Genomic DNA, 18017 nt, shown 5'->3' with positions numbered 1-18017 from the left:
GCGGCGGTCCCCCTCCCCATCTTCGATGGGGAGGATTATTCTGCCGCCAGCAGCGTTTCGGCGGCTTGAAGGTCGACCGAGACCAAGCGGCTCACTCCGCGTTCGATCATCGTGACGCCGAAGAGGCGGTGCATGCGGCTCATGGTGACGGCGTTGTGGGTGACGATCAGGTAGCGCGTCTGGGTTTCGCGGGTCATGCGATCTAGGAGGTCGCAGAAGCGTTCGATGTTGGCGTCGTCGAGCGGGGCGTCGACTTCGTCGAGGACGCAGATCGGCGCGGGGTTGGTGAGGAACAGGCCGAAGATGAGCGCCACTGCGGTCAGCGCCTGTTCGCCGCCGGACAATAATGTGAGCGACTGGAGGCGCTTGCCGGGGGGCTGCGCCATGATCTCGAGCCCGGCCTCCAGCGGATCATCCGAGTCGATCAGTTCGAGGTGTGCCTGGCCGCCATCGAACAGCGTGGTGAACAGGCGGCGGAAGTGGCCGTTTACCGCCTCGAACGCGGCGAGGAGGCGTTGGCGGCCCTCGCGGTTGAGCGTGCCGATCGAGCCGCGCAGGCGGTTGACCGCGAGCCCCAGTTCCTCACGTTCGGCGGCGTTGCCGCTGGCGCCGGCTTCGAGCGCGGCAAGCTCCTGTTCGGCGACGAGGTTGACGGGGCCGATCCGCTCGCGATCCAGCGTCAGCTTATCGTGCGCGGCGGATTCTTCCTGCGGGGCGCGAACGTCGGCGCTGGCGAAGCCGATCTTTTCGGGAAGAACGGGGGCGGGGCATTCGAAGCGTTCGCCCGAGACGCGGCCCATTTCGACGCGGCGCAATTCCTGATTTTCGGCGCGCGCGACGGCGCCGGCGCGGGCTTCGCGGGCCTGCGCGAGCGTTTCGCCGGCGAGGCGGGCGGTATTCTCGGTGTTGCGCCGGGCTGTCTCGGCGGCGCGCTCGACGGCGGCGAGCTTGTCGGCTGAGGTGCGGGCGGCATCGTGATCGGCCGCGGCGTTAAGGATCGTGGCGGCGAGCGCCGCAGGTTTGCCGGCGAGCGTGTCGGTTTCGGCGGCGATCTCGGCTTCGCGCTTCGCCATGTCGGCGATTCGGCGGGCGGCGTCGCCGGCACGGGCGCGCCAGCTTTTCATGTCGGACTGCGCGGCGGCGAGGCGGGTGCGGGCATCCTCGCTGGCCCGCGTCGCGGCGGTGCGGGCGGCGCGGGCGTCGGCGACGGCGGTGCGGCGTAGCTCTGCTTCGTGTTGAAATGAGACGACTTTTTCGGCGGTGGCGGAGGTATCTGGGAGGGCGGCGAGCGCGGCGGTGGCGCCTTCGTGGTCGCGGGCGGCTTCGTCGCGCTCGGCTGTGGTGCGGGCGGCGCGGGCGTCGAGGTCGGTGCGCAGGCCCGCGAGGCGTTCGAGTTGGGCGGTGGCGCGGTCCTGACGCGTACGGGCGTCGCGGGCGATCGTGTCGGCGCGGGCGAGTTGATCGCGGGCCGCCCTCGCGGCGGTGCGGGCGGTGATAATTCTTTGATCTTGGTCACTTAAGGCGTGGTCGGCGAGCTCGACCGCGGTCCGTGCGGCGGGCAAGGCGGCGTCAATTTCGGTGAGGCGGTTGAGGCGTTCGAGGCGTTCGGCGGCGACGACGCCGCTGTGCTTTGCGGTGAATCCGTCCCAGCGGCGCAGGGCGCCGGCGCGCGTGACGAGGCGTTCGCCGGGAGCGAGCGTGTGGCCATCGTCGCTGTCGAGAACGATGATGTGTGCAAGCCGGAGCGAGAGAAAAGGCGGTGCGGTGACGTGCGGAAGCAGGCAATCTGCGGGGGATGGCGGGGTCAAACCTTCGGAAGCGACTCGGTTCTGAAACCAAAAACTGTCCGCGGCGGGGTCTAACCCGACCTCAAGATCATCGCCGAGCGCGGCGGCCAGCGCGCGTTCGTAACCCGGCGCGGCGCGGACGTGATCGAGCAGGCGATCGCGCCCTTTGCGCTCGGTCGCGCGGCGAAGCGCGGTGGCTTCGCTGTCGAGCGTCGCGAGATCGGCGCGGGCGGTGGCGCGGGCGGCCTGGGCGGCGTCGCGCGCGCTGATTGCGTGGCGTTCGTCGGCTTCGGCGGTGGCCTGTGCCGCGCGCGCTTCTTCGGCGTCGTGCAGCGCCGTCTTCAGCTTCTCGGCGGCGGCGATCCGTTCTGCTTCCAGCGGGGCCGCGTCGCCAAGCGCGGCGCGTTGGGCGGTGACCTGTGCGGCGTCGCGATCGGCGCGGTCCAGGCGCGCGCACGCGGCGGCGGCGGCGGCGTGCGCGACGCGGGCGTCGGCGGCTTCGCTCGCCTGACGCGATAGTGCCTGGGCGAGCGCGACCTCGGCGTCGCGGGCGTGGCGTTCGGCGTCGGCGAGTGTGGCCTCGTGTGTCGGCAGGTCGGCCGCGGCGCGGGTTATGGTGGCTTCGAGCGCCTTGCGTTCGGTGTCGAGCCGGGCGAGCGCGTCGGCGGCGTCGTTGGCGAGTGCGCCTTCGCGGGTGCGATCGGCAGTGATGCGGGCGGCGGACTGGGTGAGCTCGGCGAGGCGGCGGGTGACGGCCTGTTCCTCGCTGCGGAGCCCCGCGAGGTGGTGCGCGATCTCGCCGCTGCGGTCGCGCGCGGCGAGCGCGGCGGTGCGGGCTTGAGCGAGCGTTTCGGTGGCTTGCGCCTGATAGGCGGCGGCGGCGTGCTGGGCTTCGGTTGCCTGCGCGACGCGCGTGTCGGCGGCGGCGGCTTCAGCCTTGGCGGCATCGGCGGCGACGGCGGCTTCGCGCCAGCGGGCGAAGATCATGCGCGCTTCGGCGACGCGGATCTGGCGCGAGAGGGTGCGGTATCGCTCGGCCTGACGGGCCTGGCGGCGGAGCGCGTTGGCGCGCGCCTCCTGATCGGCGATGACTTCGTCGAGTCGTTCGAGGTTCGCCTCGGTCGCGCGCAACTTCTGCTCGGCGTCGCGGCGGCGGACGTGGAGGCCGGCGATGCCGGCGGCTTCTTCGAGCATCGCGCGGCGATCGGTGGGCTTGGCGGCGATGACGGCGCTGATCCGGCCCTGGCTGACGAGCGCGGGCGAATGCGCGCCGGTCGCGGCGTCGGCGAACAGGAGCGACACGTCCTTGGCGCGCACGTCGCGGCCGTCGATGCGGTAGGCGCTGCCGGCACCGCGCTCGATCCGGCGGACGACTTCGGTTTCCTGTCCCGCGATCTCGGCAAGCAGCGAGACTTCTGCAAAATCGCGCGCAGGCCGTGTCGCGGTGCCGGCGAAGATCACGTCTTCCATGCCGGCGCCGCGCATCGATTTCGCGCTGTTTTCGCCCATCGTCCAGCGCAGCGCTTCGAGCAGGTTGGACTTGCCGCAGCCGTTGGGGCCGACGACCCCGGTCAGCCCCGGCTCGATGCGCAGATCGGCGGGGTCGACGAAGCTTTTGAAGCCGGACAGGCGGAGGCGCTTGATCTGCACGTTGGATGGAGTTGAGCGCGGCCTGCAGAGGGACGCAAGGCCCCTCCGTTACTCCGTCACCCCGGACTTGATGCGGGGTCCCGCTGATCGAGCGACGGTGGTAAAGAAGCGGGACCCCGGGTCAAGCCCGGGGTGACGAGGGGAGGGTGTTAGGCCCCCGCGCCCTTCAGCGCGGTTTCGACCTGGGGCCAGCTGGCGGCTTCGATCTTTTCGCCGTTCAGGAAGAAGGTCGGCGTGCCGGTGACTTCCTTGTCCTTCATCGCGGTTTCGGAAACCTTGGCGACGGCCTCGATCCGCCCCGGATCGGCGAGGCACTGGCGCGCCTGGGTTTCGGTTAGGCCGCGCTGCTTCACGAAATCGAGGTAGCCGAGATATTCGACCCAGGCTGTGGCCTGCTGCGCCGGGCTCATCGCCTGGAGGCGTTGCTGGAAATCGGCGGGGATGGTCTCGAGCTTCTCAAGGAAGCCGTTCTGTTCGGCGAACATCTGATCAAGGATCGGGAAGAATGGCGTTTCGCCAGCGCACTGGCCGAGGATCGCAACGCCGAGATCGGGCGCGTGGACCAGGAAGTCACGGAATTCGAACGAGACCTTGCCCGACTTGATGTAGGTATTCTGCAGCGGCTCCGCGCTGGTGCGGCCGAAGTTGCCGCAGGTCGGGCACGTGCGCGAGCCATATTCGACGAGCTTCAGCGGCGCATTGGGATTGCCCATCACGAAGCCGCCATCGGCCGTCTTGGTGACCGTCTGCGTCCAATCCTGACCGGCGGGCGCGGGGGCAGCGGCGACCGAATTGGCGGGTGCCGAGATCGTGTTGCCGCTTTCACCGCAGGCGGCGAGCATCGCGAGTGCAAGAGCAGAAGCGGCGATACGCAAGTTCATGTGCTTACTCCGTTGGAATCACTTGGCCGGTCATTGGGGCCGATTATCGGGCGCCGGCGGCGCGCAGCATCGGTTCGAGCTTCGCCCAGTCGACGCCCTCGATCAGCTTGCCGTTCAGCTCGAACGCCGGGGTGCCCTTGATCTTGCCCTGCATCGCCTGCGCCACCGCGAGCGTCTTGGTGAGGCTCGTCTCGGTCGCGAAGCAGGCGGCGATCGCGGGCTCGCTCATGCCGGCCGACTTTGCGATGGCGGTGAGGCCGGCGCCGTTGGCGAGCGTGCGCATCTTTTCACCCTGCGTGTTGCCCGCCGGGTTCTGGCCACCGGCGGCGTCGAACGCCATCGCCTGGTTCAGCCATGCGTCCTGCTGCGCGAAGAGCAGATCGTGCATCTTGGGGAACAGCGCCGGGCCCGAGCAGCGCGCGAGCGTGGCGGCGACCAGATCGTAGCGATCGTGGATCGAGCTGCGCACTTCGAGGCTGGTGGAACCCGAGGCGATCATCTTGCCTTTCAGGGTCGCGGCGGAATCGCGCGTGAAATGGCCGCAGTGCGGGCATGTGTAGCTGACATATTCGACCAGCTTCACCTTCGCCTTGGGATTGCCGATGACATAGCTGCCCGACGGAGCGATCGCGGCGACCGAGCCCCATGGCTTTTGCGTGGCGGCGGTGAGCGGCGCCGCGAAGGCGAGCGCGGCGAAAATCAGCAGCTTCTTCATTTGATCGTGGGCAGTCCGCTGGTGGCGCCGATGCCGGCGGCGAGCGCCTCCAGCACGGCCTTGAGTTCGGGATCGGCGATCGTCTTGAGGCTCTGGCCGAATTCGGCCGGGACGGCGCGCAACGTCGGTGCCGGGCGCGGCTTGGCGCGCGGCGCGACGTCGCCCTGGCGGATCGTGACCTTGGCGACGGCGGGATAGCCGAAGAAGCGATTCACCCGCTCGACGATCTCCGGGACGACGTGCTGGATCATCACAGCATGCGCACCGCGCGCGACGAGCGTCAGCGTGCCATCCTGCTTCTTGCCATAGGGAAACTTGATCGATTCGGGCATGCTGGCCGAGGCGAGCTTTTCACCGACGATCTCGGACCAGCGCGTGACGATCGACGATTGCACGAAGCCGAAGCGCCGGAACGCCGCGCCGCCGACCGACGGCAGCAGCTCGGATACCTGACGCGATCGGTTCGACCGCACGGCTTCCAGCTTGGGGGGGACGCCGACGCGCTTGCTCATGGCGCCACCCATGCCATAGCCGGGGCGTGGACGCCAAGCGCTCGATCGCCGACCTGCTGCTCGACTGGTACGATCGGCACCGCCGCACACTGCCGTGGCGCGCGCTGCCGGGGGTGGCGGCGGACCCGTATCGCGTGTGGCTATCCGAAGTGATGCTGCAGCAGACGACGGTCGCGACCGTACGGCCGCGCTTCGAGGCGTGGGTCGCGCGCTGGCCCGGCGTTGAGAGCCTTGCGGCGGCGGACGAGGCCGAGGTGATGGCGGCCTGGGCGGGGCTTGGCTATTATGCGCGGGCGCGGAACCTGGTGCGCGCGGCGCGGGCGATCGTGGCGGAGCATGGCGGGGCGCTGCCGGATACCGAGGCGGCGCTGCGAGGGTTGCCGGGGCTGGGCGACTATACAGCGGCGGCGGTGGCGGCGATCGCGTTCGGGCGGCGCGCGGTGGTGGTCGACGCGAATGTAGAGCGGGTGGTGTCGCGGCTGTTTCGCGCGGCGGGGAAGCCGGCGGTGCGGGCGGCGGCGGAAGCCATCACGCCCGAGGCGCGGGCGGGGGATTTCGCGCAGGGGATGATGGATCTGGGCTCGGCGATCTGTTCGCCGAGGCGGCCCAAGTGCCTGTTGTGTCCGCTGGCGGATGCTTGCGCGGCACATGCGGCCGGGGAGGAGGAGGCATTTCCGGTCAAGCCGGCGAAGGCGGCGCGTCCGACGCGGTTCGGGACGATGTTCTGGCTTGAGCGTGGCTTGCCAGGCGCGCGCGAGGTGTTTCTCGTTCGCCGGCCGCCGAGGGGCTTGCTCGGTGGGATGCGGGCGCTGCCGACCGGGCCGTGGGAGGCTTCGCCGCCGGGGCTTGCGGGGGCGCCGGTGGCGGCCGAGTGGCGGCTGCTCAAGCATGGCGTGGTGCATGGGTTCACGCACTTCACGCTCGACGCGGCGCTTGCGGTGGCGCGTTGGGACGCGCATTCAGCGCCGGCCGAAGGCGAATGGTGGCCGGTCGAGAAACTCGCGGCCGCCGGGCTGCCGACGGTGTTCGCCAAGGCGGCAGCAGCGATAGGGAGAGTGGGATGAAGCTGAGGTGGCTCGCCGGTACGGCAGCGGCAATGGTGTTGGTGGCCAGCGGCAGCGCGGCGCGGCAAGCGCAACCCGCGCCGCAGCCGAGCCCACAACCCGCGGCACCCGCGACCGCTCCGGCGCGTGGCAATCCGATCCTGCCCGAGACGCAAGCGCTGTTCGACGGCTTCGTCACGTCGGACAAGATGCCTGGGATCGTCGGCGCATTCGGCGTGGGCGATTTTCCGACGCAGTTCGTGAACGCCGGTCGAATCGCCGATGGCGCCAGCGCGCCCGCCGCAGGGCCGGACAGCCTGTGGCGGATCTATTCGATGACCAAGCCGATCACCGGAATCGCGGCGATGCTGCTGGTGGAGGATGGCAAGATCAGCCTCGACGATCCGGTGAGCAAATATTTCCCCGGCTTTGCCAAGATGCGCGTGCTGACGAGCCCCGATACGTCGCTCGACAGCGTGCCGGCGACCCGCCCGATGCTGATCCGGCATCTGCTGACGCACACTGCGGGGCTCGCTTACAACATTTCCGCCAAGGGGCCGTTGCTGAAGGAATATGAGCGGCTCGGCATCCTGCCGGCGCAGGTCAACGTGCAGGTCGAGGCGCAGGCGCGCAAGGTGCGGCCGACGAACCTTCGCGAGTTCGCCAAGCGCGTCGCGACGGTGCCGCTGATCGCGGAGCCGGGCACCAAGTGGAGCTATTCGATCGGGCTCGACGTGATGGGTGCGGTGATCGAGCAGGCGAGCGGGATGCCGTTCGATCGCTTCGTGCAGACTCGGCTGCTCGATCCGCTGGGCATGCGATCGACCTATTGGAGCGTGCCGGCGAGTGATGCTTCGCGGCTATCGACCAACTACATCTTCGTGGGCGACAATCGATCGCCGATCGATCCGGGGACGGGCTCGGTGTATCTGCAGCGGCCGAGCTTTCCGTATGGCGGCGCGGGGCTGGTTTCGAGCGCGCGCGACTATGACCGCTTCCTCCACATGCTGGCGAACGGCGGCACGCTGGAGGGGCGGCAAGTGATGAAGCCGGCGACGGTGGCGCTAGCGATGTCGAACCTGCTGCCGGCGGGCGTGACGTTCGGCGGGATCGGTGGGGGCACCGGCGGGGCGATGTCGGCGAAGATGGGGTTCGGCGCCGGCGGATCGGTGTATCTCGAGGATGCGCCGAACGGTGGGCCGTCGAAAGGCACCTATGGCTGGGGCGGCGCGGCGGGGACGATTGCGTGGGTCGATCCGGTGAAAAAGACGCGTGGCACGGTGATGGTGCAATATTTCCCGGCGGAAAAATGGGGGCTGCGGCAAAGTGTGCCGGCGGCGCTGGCGCGCGATGCGATCCGGATGCGCGCACGATGAGCCTGGTTCCGGGGTTCACCGGTGGCTTGCTCGATCGCGCGGATCGCTTGCGGCATGACAGCGACGCGCTGGCGACGGCGATGGGCAATTGGCAGGCGCGGCTGCTGAAGCTGCACAATTTCGAGCCCGAAGTGACCGAGGACGGCCGGCTCGGCTGGACGATGCTGACCGAGGCGCCCGACGAAGCGGAGTTCATCCTGCTCGGGCTGGACGACGGGAAGCCGCGCTTCGCCGCCTTCACACCGGGCGAGGCGGCGCCGCCGGCGTTCCGCGCGCCGAACCTGTTCGCGATGCTCGACCAGTTGCGGCCGGGCGAGGCGGCGACGTTCGCGGCGGCGCGCAGCGTGATCGACTGGCACGCGCGGCATGGTTTTTGCGCCAATTGCGGGACGGCGACGACGCTGTTCCGCGCCGGCTGGGGGCGCAAATGCGGCAACTGCCGCGCCGAGCATTTCCCGCGCGTCGACCCGGTGGTGATCATGATCGCCGAGCATGACGGGCGCGCGCTGCTCGGGCGGCAGCCGGCGTGGCCGGCGGGGCGCTATTCGGCGCTCGCCGGGTTCCTGGAGCCGGGCGAATCGATCGAGGAGGCGGTGGCGCGCGAGATCGAGGAGGAGGCCGGGGTGCGCGTGCGCGACGTGCGGTATCTTTCCAGCCAGCCGTGGCCGTTTCCGTCGCAGCTGATGATCGCGTGCGTCGGCATGGCCGAGGACGACAAGATTACGATCGACGAGCACGAGCTGGAGAGCGCGGACTGGTTCACGCGTGACGAGGTGCGTGCGGCGCTGGCGGGCGACGGGCCGTTCCTGGCGCCGCCGCCGTATGCGATCGCGCATACGCTGCTGTCGTTGTGGGTGGAGGGGTAGCAATTGGAATTCTCCCTCTCCCCTTCAGGGGAGAGGGTCGGGGAGAGGGGCAGTGGACCCGGCTTCGTACTGCCCCTCTCCCGACCTCGCCTTTGGCTCGGCCACCCTCTCCCCTGAAGGGGAGAGGGCTTTGTTTTACTCGACGTTGAGCTGCTGCAGGACGAAGGCCTGCCATTCGGCGTTCTGGCGGTAGCGTTCGAAGCGGCCGGATTTGCCGCCGTGGCCGGCTTCCATGTTGACGCGGAACAGCAGCGGGTTCGTGTCGGTCTTCTTCTCGCGCAGCTTGGCGACCCATTTGGCGGGCTCGTAATATTGCACCTGGCTGTCCCACAGGCCGGTGCCGACGTACATCGCCGGATAGGCCTTGGCCGCGACCTGATCGTAGGGCGAGTAGCTCAGCATGTAATCGTAGAACGGCTTTTGCGCCGGATTGCCCCATTCGTCATATTCGAAGGTGGTGAGCGGGATCGTTGCGTCGAGCATCGTCGTGACGACATCGACGAACGGCACTTGCGCGACGATCACCTTGTAATCCTGTGGCGCCATGTTCGCGACCGCGCCCATCAGCAGCCCGCCGGCCGAGCCGCCGAGCGCGGCGACACGATCCTTCGCGGCATATTTCTGCGCGACGAGATGGCGCGTGACATCGATGAAGTCGGTGAAGCTGTTCTTCTTGTTGAGCAAATGGCCGTCGTCATACCATTGGCGGCCCATTTCCTGACCGCCGCGAATGTGCGCGATGGCATAGACGAAGCCGCGATCCAGCAACCCGATGCGGCCCGGATCGACCGCGGGATCGGACGAATAGCCGTAGCTGCCATAGGCATATTGGAAGAGCGGGGCGGTGCCGTCGCGCTTCGTGCCCTTACGATAGACCACGCTGACCGGAACCTTCACGCCATCGCGCGCGGGCGCCCAGACGCGCTCGGTGACGTAGTTCTTGGGATCGTATCCGGGGACCGGCGCGACCTTCAGCACGCGGCGCTCGCCCGATTTCGCGTTCACCTCGAACGTCGTCGTCGGGGTGACGAGCGAGCCGTACGTGTAGCGCACCCAATCGGTCGTCGGCTCCTCGTTGATCGACAGCGCCATCTGGTAGGCGGGCTCGTCGGCCTTGACGGGCACCGACTTGCCGGCCGCGTCGAGCAGCCGGATCATGCGGTTGCCGCCCTCGCGCTGATCGATCGCGACGAATCCGGCGAACGGTTTGAAATCCTGGATGAAGACGGTGTCGCTCGGCGGAGTCAGATCCTTCCAGGCCTCGGTGCCGGTACCGGTCAGACCGTCGTCGACCGTCATCAGCGTATAGTTCTTGGCCTTGAGGTTCGTGCGGACGATCCAGTGGCCGTCCATGTGATCGGCCTCGTAGCGCAAGTCGCGCTTGCGCAGCGCGAGCACTTCGAAGGCGATCGGGCTGCGGGCGGCGGGGGCGCAGCGTTCTTCGTCGCTGACGGTCGACTGGACGACGACGCAGATGAACTTGTCGTCGCTCGTCCGGCGGATGCCCATTTGGAAGGTGTCGTCCTTCTCCTCGTAGAGCAATATGTCTTGCGCCACGGGGGTGCCGAGGACGTGCGCCATGACCTTATAGCCGCGCAGCGTGGTCGGCTCCTTGGCGATGTACAGGATCGTGCGATTGTCATCGGCCCAGACGAAGTTCGGCTCGACGTTGATGAGCGTATCGGGGAGAAGCTGGCCGGTCGTCAGATCCTTGATCTTGAGCGCATATTGCCGGCGACCGACGGTATCCTCGGCATAAGCGGCGAGGCGGTTGTCGGGGCTTACTTCCCAATCGGACAATGCGAAGAACGCCTTGCCCTTTGCCATTGCCGGCTGGTCGAACATGACTTCGGCGGGGGCCGTCTTGTCGCCCTTGCGACGCTCGACCACCGGATAATCGGCGCCTGTGTCGAAGCGCGTCTGATACCAATAGCCGTTCTTGCGATACGGGACCGAGCTGTCGTCCTGTTTGATGTGGCTCACCGTCTCCTGGTAAAGCTTGTCTTCCAGCGGCTTGAGTGACGCGAGGCTGGTGTCGGCATAGGCGTTCTCGGCCTTGAGATAGGCGAGCATCTCGGGATTTTTGCGGGTATCGTCGCGCAGCCAATAATAGTCGTCGCTGCGCGCGCCGTTGGGCGAGGTGACCTGAAATGGCTTCTTTGTCGCGCGCGGCGGCGTGGGTGTGCCTTGCGCGAGCGCGCCGGCCGAGAAGGCCAGCGCAGCGCCGGCCAGCAACATCTTCCGCATGGTCATCCCCCCAGGGTCATTTCGTTGTGGAAGTGATACGACACGATTGGGACGACGCAAGCGTAACTATGGGTTTACTTGCGGCCGAAGGAGAACAGGAGCGTCAGCCCCGCTTGCGCGCCTGGCGGTACGTGCCGAGCACGCGGAGCCATTTCGAGTGGAAGCCGAGCTCCTCGAGCGCGCGATCGAAATTCTCGTCGCCCGGCTTGCCCACGACATCCGCGTAAAAGTCGGTCGCGGCGAAGGTGCCGCCGCGCTGGTAGCTTTCGAGCTTAGTCATATTGACGCCGTTGGTCGCAAAGCCGCCGAGTGCCTTGTAGAGCGCGGCGGGGACGTTCTTCACCTCGAAGATGAAGGTCGTCATCCACGGGCCCTCGCCGACCGGCGGCTGCGCGCCGCGCGCGAGCGTGACGAAGCGCGTGGTGTTGTGATCGGCATCGGCGATGTCGGTCGCGAGCAGGTTGAGGCCGTAGATTTCGGCTGCAGCGGGCGGGGCGAGCGCCGCGATCGTGGGATCGCCGCGCTCCGCCACGACGGCGGCGGCGCCGGCGGTGTCGGGATAGGCCGCGGGCTGGATGCCGTGCGCTTTGAGCCAATGGCGGCATTGGCCGATCGCCTGCGGGTGGCTCATCGCCTCGCGCACGTCCTCGCGCCGGCCAGTGCCCATCAGCGCGTGGCGGATCGGCAGGAAATGCTCGCCAGTGATGACGAGGCCGGATTCGGGCAGCAGGAAGTGAATGTCGGCGACGCGGCCGTGGAGCGAATTTTCGATCGGGATGATCGCGCAGTCAGCGACGCCTTGCTTCACCGCATCGATCGCATCATCGAACGAGAAGCAGGGGAGCGGCAGGGCATCGGGAAACGCTTCGCTGACGGCGACATGACTGTTGGCGCCGGGCGCGCCCTGGAACGCGACCGCGCGGTGTGGGGCGGAAGCGGCGGCGGCGGCCATGCGGGCGACGATCGGGCGGGCGGGGGCGGCGAAATTTTCCATAACGTGGCCGCGGCGTTAGGCGAGGGCGTTCGCACCCTCAAGCGTGCTTGCCGTTGCGCAAACCCTTTTCTATGGGACGCGCACAGATTTCAGGGACGACTGCGGACTATGGACGATCGGAACAACACGGTTGCAGGCTGGGTGCTGGCAGCATGCGGGGCCGCGCTTGGGCTGTCGATCGTGGGCGGCATGGTGTTCCATTCCGGCGAGGTCGAGAAGTTCGGCTATCCGATCGAGGCCGCCGAAGAGGCCGGCGGCGGTGGCGCCGCCGCTGCGGTGCCGATCGCATCGCTGCTGCCGACCGCCGATCCGGCCAAGGGCGCCGAAGTGTTCAAGAAGTGCGCGGCGTGTCACTCGATCGGGTCGGGAGGGCCGAATGGCATCGGCCCGAACCTGCACGGGACGATGGGCGGGGCTGTCGCCGGCAAGGGCGGTTTCGCTTACACCGATGCGCTGAAGACGGTCGGCGGCAATTGGGACTGGGAGAAGATGAACGCGTGGCTCACCAGCCCGCGCAAGTTCGCGCCCGGCACCAAGATGACCTTTGCCGGCCTTTCCAACCCCGAGGATCGCGCGAACGTTATCCTGTATCTGAACCAGCAGGGTTCGAACCTGCCGTTGCCGGCAGCGCCGGCGGCTGGTGCGGCACCGGCAGCTGGTACGGCACCGGGGACGGACACGGTACCGGCGGGCACGGTGCCGGCACCGGCCGAAGGCGGCGAGACGGTCGGCGCGGCGGTGCAGGACAGCAGCACGCTCGGCAATACCGCTACGCCCGCGAGCGGCGCGCCATCGGTCGATCCGGCGGCGGCGAAGCAGACGGGGCGCTGATTTAGGGTTTAGGATTCGACGGTACTTCCGTCATGCCGGGCTTGTCCCGGCATCCACGGTTCCGCCAATCCTACTAGCGCGGCGCGCGCTGACAGGTGGATGCCGGGACGAGCCCGGCATGACGAAGTAACGCGCTTGATACGGTAAGCACCTGACGAACCGTGGATGCCGGGACGAGCCCGGCATGACGCGGGGTTATTCGGGTGGGGTCGGGTTCTTCTGCCCGCGTTCCTGGTAGAAGCGCTGCACGACAGCCCAGCCTTCCGCGGCGGTTTCGACATAGGTGAAGATGTCGAGATCGCGCTGCGAGATTACGCCTTCCTCGACCAGCACGTCGAAGTTGATTGCGCGTTCCCAAAAGTCACGGCCGAACAGCAGCACCGGGATCGGCGCGACCTTGCCGGTCTGGATCAGCGTCAGCAGCTCGAACAGTTCGTCGAACGTGCCGAACCCGCCGGGGAAGGCGGCGAGCGCACGGGCGCGCAGCAGGAAGTGCATCTTGCGCAGCGCGAAATAGTGGAACTGCATGCTGAGCGACGGCGTGACATAGGGATTGGGCGCCTGCTCGTGTGGCAGGACGATGTTGAGCCCGATCGATTCGGCGTGGACGTCCGCCGCGCCGCGGTTCGCCGCTTCCATGATCGACGGGCCGCCGCCCGAGCAGACGACGAAATGCCGCTTGCCGGTTTCGTCGCGCGGGAAATTGCTGGCGAGCCGGGCAAGCTCGCGCGCCATCTCGTAATATCGCGACTTGGCGACGAGCCGCTCCGCCACCGGGCGATGTTCCTCATCGGCCATGTCGAGCATTGCCTGCGCCTTGGCGGGTTCGGGGATGCGCGCCGAGCCGTAGAAGACGAAGGTGGAGCCGATGTGCGCTTCGTCGAGCAGCAGCTCGGGCTTCAGCAATTCTAGTTGGAAGCGGACCGGGCGCAGATCCTCGCGCAGCAGGAAATCCATGTCCTGGAAGGCGAGGCGGTAGGCGGGATTTTCGGTTTGTGGGGTGGAGATGCCCGCCTTGGCGGACGCGGCATCCTCTCGCGCGCCGGCAAAGACGCGGCTCGGAACTTTGGTTTCGGTCATTTCGGGGGGCATTAGAGCAGAACGCCGGGCGGATCGACGGGTTTTTGCCTAATGTTGCTTAGGTTGGGGGCCGAGGTTGACTGGCCCACCCCCGAGCCGCCGCCAAAGCGGAGGAGAGAAGGCGGCCAAACGAAACGGGCCGCCCGGTTCGCCCGGACGGCCCGATCCTCTCCTATACCGGCGTGGGCCGGCTTAGCTGGACGACGACAGGTTCACCGCCGCATACTTGCCGCGACGATCGACCTCGATCTCGAACTGCAGGCGATCGCCCTCGTTCAAGCTCGACATGCCGGCGCGCTCGACGGCCGAGATGTGGACGAATGCATCGGGCTGACCATCATCGCGCTGGATGAAGCCGAAGCCCTTCATGGCGTTGAAGAACTTGACCGTCCCGGTCGCCTTCTCGCCGGTCAGCTGACGCTGCGGGGCGCCACCGGCGCCACCAGCACCCGCGCCACGCGGACCGCGATCACCACCCGGTGCGCCGCCGAAGCCGCCATCGCGCGGCGGACCGCGATCGGTGACGGGGAGGGGCTCGCCCTCGATCTTGAGGTCGGTCGCCGAGATACGGCCGCCGCGATCGACGAGCGTGAAGCCGAGCGGCTGACCCTCGGCGAGCGCCGTCATGCCGGCCTGCTCGACCGCGGAGATGTGAACGAAAACGTCCTCGCCGCCGTCATCGCGAACGACGAAGCCGAAACCCTTCTGGGCGTTGAAGAACTTTACGACGCCAGTGCCTTCGCCCACGACCTGCGGGGGCATCCGGTTGCCGCCGCCGAAGCCGCCGCCACCACTGCTACCACCGCCGCCGCCGCGGAAACCACCGCCGCCGCCGCCGCCGCTGAAGCCACCGCCGCCGCCGCTGAAGCCGCCGCCACCGCTACGGAAGCCGCCGCCACCGCCGAAACCACCACCGCCGAAGCCGCCGCCGCCGAAATCACCGCCGCCGCCGCCGAAATCACCGCCGCCGCCACCGAAGTCATCGCGCTTGTCGCGTCCACGCCCGCCACGATTGCCGCGGCCACCTTTGTCGTAACCCATAAACCCTGTTCGTCTTCCCGCTCCGTCCCGCCGATCGTTCAAGTCCCGCGCGATGGACGGTCTGCGCGGAACCTCGAGACGCGAAATTCAAGGCGCCACGAGAATCGCCATAGCGCATCGTCTGCGCAACCGCGAATGGAATCGTCTCCAAAAGCAAGTATTGCGTATCATTCCATGCATTATTGTCGCGTCCAAAGCACAATCCATCGCAGGTAGGACTTCAGTGACCGCTGATCATCGACGCTTGTTGAGCCGCACGCCGCGCCGCGCTACGGCGCGCCATGGCTGTATATTTTCATGAAGAAGATTTGCCGGGCGATGTGTTCGCGCCCGGCGCCGCGCTTGCGGTTGATACCGAAACGATGGGGCTGATCACGCCGCGTGACCGGCTGTGTCTGGTGCAGATCTCGGACGGGCTGGGCGACGAGCATCTCGTGCGCTTCGGCCCCGAGTCCGACTATGCCGCGCCCTATCTACGCGCCGCGCTGGCCGATCCGGCGCGCATGAAGCTCTATCATTTCGGGCGGTTCGATATCGCCGCGATCAAGCATTACATAGGCGTCGTGGCGGCGCCGGCCTATTGCACCAAGATCGCCTCGCGGTTGGTGCGTACCTACACCGATCGGCACGGCCTGAAGGAGCTGGTGCGCGAGATGCTCGGGCAGGATATCTCGAAGCAGCAACAGTCGTCCGACTGGGGCGGGCCCGAGCTGAGCGAGCCGCAGCGCGAATATGCCGCGTCCGACGTGCGCTTCCTCCACCGGTTGCGGGAGGAGCTCGACCGGCGGCTGGCGCGCGAGGGGCGCACGGCGCTGGCGCAGGCGTGTTTTGATTTCCTGCCGCATCGCGCGGAGCTCGATCTAGCAGGATGGCCCGAGATCGATATCTTCGCGCATGTCTGACTTCGCCATCCGCGAGCGTACCGCGCGGCAGCGCTGGGCCGCGCCAGGCAGCCGGCACGATCGCATCGTCGGCATCACGCACTGGCTGCTGCCGGTGCTGATCGGCGTGCTCGCGGCGTTTCTGGTGATGGCGCCGCTGACGACTGGTGGTGACGTTTCGTTCGTGCTCGACAAGAACAAGGTCGAGGTGGCGAAGGAACGGCTGAAGATTCAGCGCGCGCAATATCGCGGCAGCGATGCCAAGGGCCAGCCGTTCACGCTCAACGCGGGCTCGGCGCTGCAGAAGAGTTCCGCCGAGCCGATCGTACAGCTCGATCAACTTGCGGCGCAGATCCGGCTGCAGGACGGCCCGGCTTCGATCACCGCGCCCAAGGGGCGGTACGACATGGAAACCGAGCAGGTGGCAGTGGATGGCGCGATCGCGTTCCGCGGGCCGAACGGTTACACGCTCGACACCAACAACGCGACGGTCGACCTGAAGACGCGGCGGCTGCAATCGGGCGGCGCCGTCACCGGCACCGTGGCGCAAGGCACGTTCAGCGCCAACCGGCTCGACGCCGATCTTGAGGCGCGTACCGTGACATTGCGTGGCAATGCCCGCTTGCGCGTGAACCCGCGAGGGACGAGATAGCGCGCCATGAAACGCGCCGTACTCCTGAGCCTGCTGATCGCCGCTGGCGCCGATGCGCAGACCCGCCACAATTCTAACGCCCCGATCGATTTCGGTGCCGACCAGATCGAGCTGCAGGACCGCGCGAATCGCGCCGTGCTCTCGGGCAATGTCGCGGTGCGGCAGGCGGAGATGACGCTGAACGCAGGCCGTATGACGGTGAATTACACCGGTCAGGTGGTCGGCGGCAGCCCGCAGGTGTCGCGGCTCGATGCGGCGGGCGGCGTGACCGTCAACCGCCCGGCACAGACCGCGCGCAGCCAATATGCCGTCTATGATCTCAACAAGCGCGTGATCACGATGATCGGTGCGGTTACGCTGACGCAATCCGGGAACACCGTGAACGGCGGGCGGCTGACGATCAACCTCGATACCGGGCGTGCGGTGATCGACGGATCATCGGTGCGCGGCGGTGCAGCGGCACCGGGTGGCACGACCACGACGACACCATCGGGGCGCGTGACGGGCACTTTCTCGGTCCCCAAGCGCAACTGATCGCATCGGGGCTTCCCCCTGAGACGCGTGTTTGTCATTAAGCCATGCATGAATCTTGCCAACCCGGATCGTCTTCACGGTGCGGTAACGACGATCTGCGAGGCGACAGCGAGCGATGGATGACGTCACGACCCTGAACCAGGTGGACCCGATCCACGAGGCGCCGATGACGAACGGCCTGCAGGTCGTGTCGATCGCCAAGTCGTACGAGAAGCGGGTGGTGCTGAGCGACGTGTCGGTGTCGGTCGGTCGCGGCGAAGTGGTCGGGCTGCTGGGGCCGAACGGCGCTGGCAAAACGACGTGCTTCTATTCGGTGATGGGGCTGGTGAAGCCCGATGCCGGGCGAATCATGCTCGATGGCGAGGATATCACCGGGTTGCCGATGTATCGCCGGGCGATCCTGGGGCTCGGCTATCTGCCGCAGGAAACATCGATCTTCCGCGGGCTGACGATCGAGAAGAATATTCTGACGGTGCTCGAACTGTCCGAGCCAGATGCGGCGGCGCGCGCGAAGAAGCTGGATACGCTGCTGGACGAATTCGGGCTGACGCGGCTGCGCGATGCGCCGGCGATGGCGCTGTCGGGCGGCGAGCGGCGGCGAGCGGAGATCGCGCGTGCGCTGGCGGCGGACCCGTCGATCATCCTGCTCGACGAGCCGTTCGCGGGGATCGACCCGCTGTCGATCGCCGACATCCGCGATCTGGTGAAGGATCTGAAGCGGCGCGGGATCGGCGTGCTGATCACCGACCACAATGTGCGCGAGACGCTGGAGATCGTCGATCGCGGGTACATCATCTATGATGGGCGGGTGCTGTTCAGCGGCGCGCCGAACGACCTGGTGGCCGATCCGAACGTGCGGCGGCTGTATCTGGGCGAGAGCTTTTCGCTTTGACCCTATGCGAAGGTTAGCTTTTCTTCTCGTCATCC

16 protein-coding genes are annotated in these 18017 nt (G+C 67.6%); 8 read left to right on the top strand and 8 right to left on the bottom strand.

The window, feature by feature from the left end:
• Positions 1–35 precede the first annotated feature (35 nt).
• The 4 genes from LLW23_RS05405 to LLW23_RS05390 form a co-directional block, all read right to left on the bottom strand.
• Positions 36–3437, bottom strand: a complete 3402-nt coding sequence (locus tag LLW23_RS05405) for a chromosome segregation SMC family protein (protein WP_228947751.1) — start codon at positions 3435–3437, stop codon at positions 36–38.
• Between the two features lie 149 nt (positions 3438–3586).
• Positions 3587–4318: a thioredoxin domain-containing protein gene (locus tag LLW23_RS05400; protein WP_228947750.1), complete on the bottom strand. Its 732-nt coding sequence runs from the start codon at positions 4316–4318 to the stop codon at positions 3587–3589.
• Positions 4319–4361: 43 nt separating this feature from the next.
• Positions 4362–5033 carry a DsbA family protein gene (locus LLW23_RS05395; RefSeq protein WP_228947749.1) on the bottom strand — a complete coding sequence of 224 codons (672 nt, stop codon included), beginning with the start codon at positions 5031–5033 and terminating at the stop codon, positions 4362–4364.
• Positions 5030–5557 (bottom strand): DUF721 domain-containing protein, encoded by a 528-nt coding sequence (locus tag LLW23_RS05390; RefSeq protein ID WP_228947748.1) that lies wholly within the window; start codon positions 5555–5557, stop codon positions 5030–5032. The genes LLW23_RS05395 and LLW23_RS05390 overlap by 4 nt, the downstream gene beginning before the upstream one ends.
• Before the next feature lie 14 nt (positions 5558–5571).
• On the opposite strand from LLW23_RS05390, the gene LLW23_RS05385 reads away from it, so the two are divergent.
• Genes LLW23_RS05385 through nudC form a run of 3 tightly spaced genes read left to right on the top strand, consistent with a single transcriptional unit; the run spans position 5572 to position 8830 of the window.
• Positions 5572–6609, top strand: coding sequence for an A/G-specific adenine glycosylase (locus LLW23_RS05385; RefSeq protein ID WP_408642018.1), 1038 nt, complete (start codon positions 5572–5574; stop codon positions 6607–6609).
• A complete protein-coding gene (locus LLW23_RS05380; protein ID WP_228947747.1) occupies positions 6606–7964 on the top strand; it encodes a serine hydrolase domain-containing protein in 1359 nt (452 codons plus the stop codon). The genes LLW23_RS05385 and LLW23_RS05380 overlap by 4 nt, the downstream gene beginning before the upstream one ends.
• The gene (nudC, locus tag LLW23_RS05375) at positions 7961–8830 is read left to right on the top strand and encodes an NAD(+) diphosphatase (protein WP_228947746.1); all 870 of its coding nucleotides are present in this window, start codon (positions 7961–7963) and stop codon (positions 8828–8830) included. Before LLW23_RS05380 ends, nudC begins: the two co-directional genes overlap by 4 nt.
• Positions 8831–8965: 135 nt before the next feature.
• Here nudC and LLW23_RS05370 read toward each other — a convergent pair whose 3' ends face one another.
• Together LLW23_RS05370 and LLW23_RS05365 are read right to left on the bottom strand one after the other, a co-directional pair.
• Positions 8966–11077, bottom strand: coding sequence for a S9 family peptidase (locus LLW23_RS05370; RefSeq protein WP_228947745.1), 2112 nt, complete (start codon positions 11075–11077; stop codon positions 8966–8968).
• A gap of 103 nt (positions 11078–11180) precedes the next feature.
• A complete protein-coding gene (locus tag LLW23_RS05365; protein WP_228947744.1) occupies positions 11181–12071 on the bottom strand; it encodes a prephenate dehydratase in 891 nt (296 codons plus the stop codon).
• 108 nt (positions 12072–12179) lie between these two features.
• Here LLW23_RS05365 and LLW23_RS05360 point away from each other — a divergent pair, with 108 nt between their 5' ends.
• Positions 12180–12902 (top strand): c-type cytochrome, encoded by a 723-nt coding sequence (locus tag LLW23_RS05360; protein ID WP_228947743.1) that lies wholly within the window; start codon positions 12180–12182, stop codon positions 12900–12902.
• 195 nt (positions 12903–13097) lie between these two features.
• Here the strand turns inward: LLW23_RS05360 and LLW23_RS05355 are convergent, their stop codons facing one another.
• Together LLW23_RS05355 and LLW23_RS17510 are read right to left on the bottom strand one after the other, a co-directional pair.
• The gene (locus LLW23_RS05355) at positions 13098–13982 is read right to left on the bottom strand and encodes an LOG family protein (protein ID WP_228947742.1); all 885 of its coding nucleotides are present in this window, start codon (positions 13980–13982) and stop codon (positions 13098–13100) included.
• Positions 13983–14174: 192 nt separating this feature from the next.
• Positions 14175–15023, bottom strand: coding sequence for a cold-shock protein (locus LLW23_RS17510; RefSeq protein WP_270049252.1), 849 nt, complete (start codon positions 15021–15023; stop codon positions 14175–14177).
• A 281-nt stretch (positions 15024–15304) separates the two neighbouring features.
• Between LLW23_RS17510 and LLW23_RS05340 the strand changes: the two genes are divergently transcribed.
• The 4 genes from LLW23_RS05340 (at position 15305) to lptB (ending at position 17982) form a co-directional block, all read left to right on the top strand.
• Positions 15305–15925 carry a ribonuclease D gene (locus LLW23_RS05340; RefSeq protein ID WP_228947741.1) on the top strand — a complete coding sequence of 207 codons (621 nt, stop codon included), beginning with the start codon at positions 15305–15307 and terminating at the stop codon, positions 15923–15925.
• Positions 15918–16556 carry an LPS export ABC transporter periplasmic protein LptC gene (lptC, locus tag LLW23_RS05335; RefSeq protein ID WP_228947740.1) on the top strand — a complete coding sequence of 213 codons (639 nt, stop codon included), beginning with the start codon at positions 15918–15920 and terminating at the stop codon, positions 16554–16556. The genes LLW23_RS05340 and lptC overlap by 8 nt, the downstream gene beginning before the upstream one ends.
• Before the next feature lie 6 nt (positions 16557–16562).
• Positions 16563–17090, top strand: a complete 528-nt coding sequence (locus tag LLW23_RS05330; protein ID WP_228947739.1) for an LptA/OstA family protein — start codon at positions 16563–16565, stop codon at positions 17088–17090.
• A gap of 115 nt (positions 17091–17205) precedes the next feature.
• Positions 17206–17982 carry an LPS export ABC transporter ATP-binding protein gene (gene lptB, locus LLW23_RS05325; protein ID WP_228947738.1) on the top strand — a complete coding sequence of 259 codons (777 nt, stop codon included), beginning with the start codon at positions 17206–17208 and terminating at the stop codon, positions 17980–17982.
• The last annotated feature ends 35 nt before the right edge of the window (positions 17983–18017 follow it).

The sequence above is a fragment of the Sphingomonas radiodurans genome (genome assembly GCF_020866845.1).
Taxonomy (GTDB): domain Bacteria; phylum Pseudomonadota; class Alphaproteobacteria; order Sphingomonadales; family Sphingomonadaceae; genus Sphingomonas; species Sphingomonas radiodurans.
Note: the sequence above shows the minus strand (reverse complement) of the source record. Positions and strands in the feature narration are given on the sequence as shown.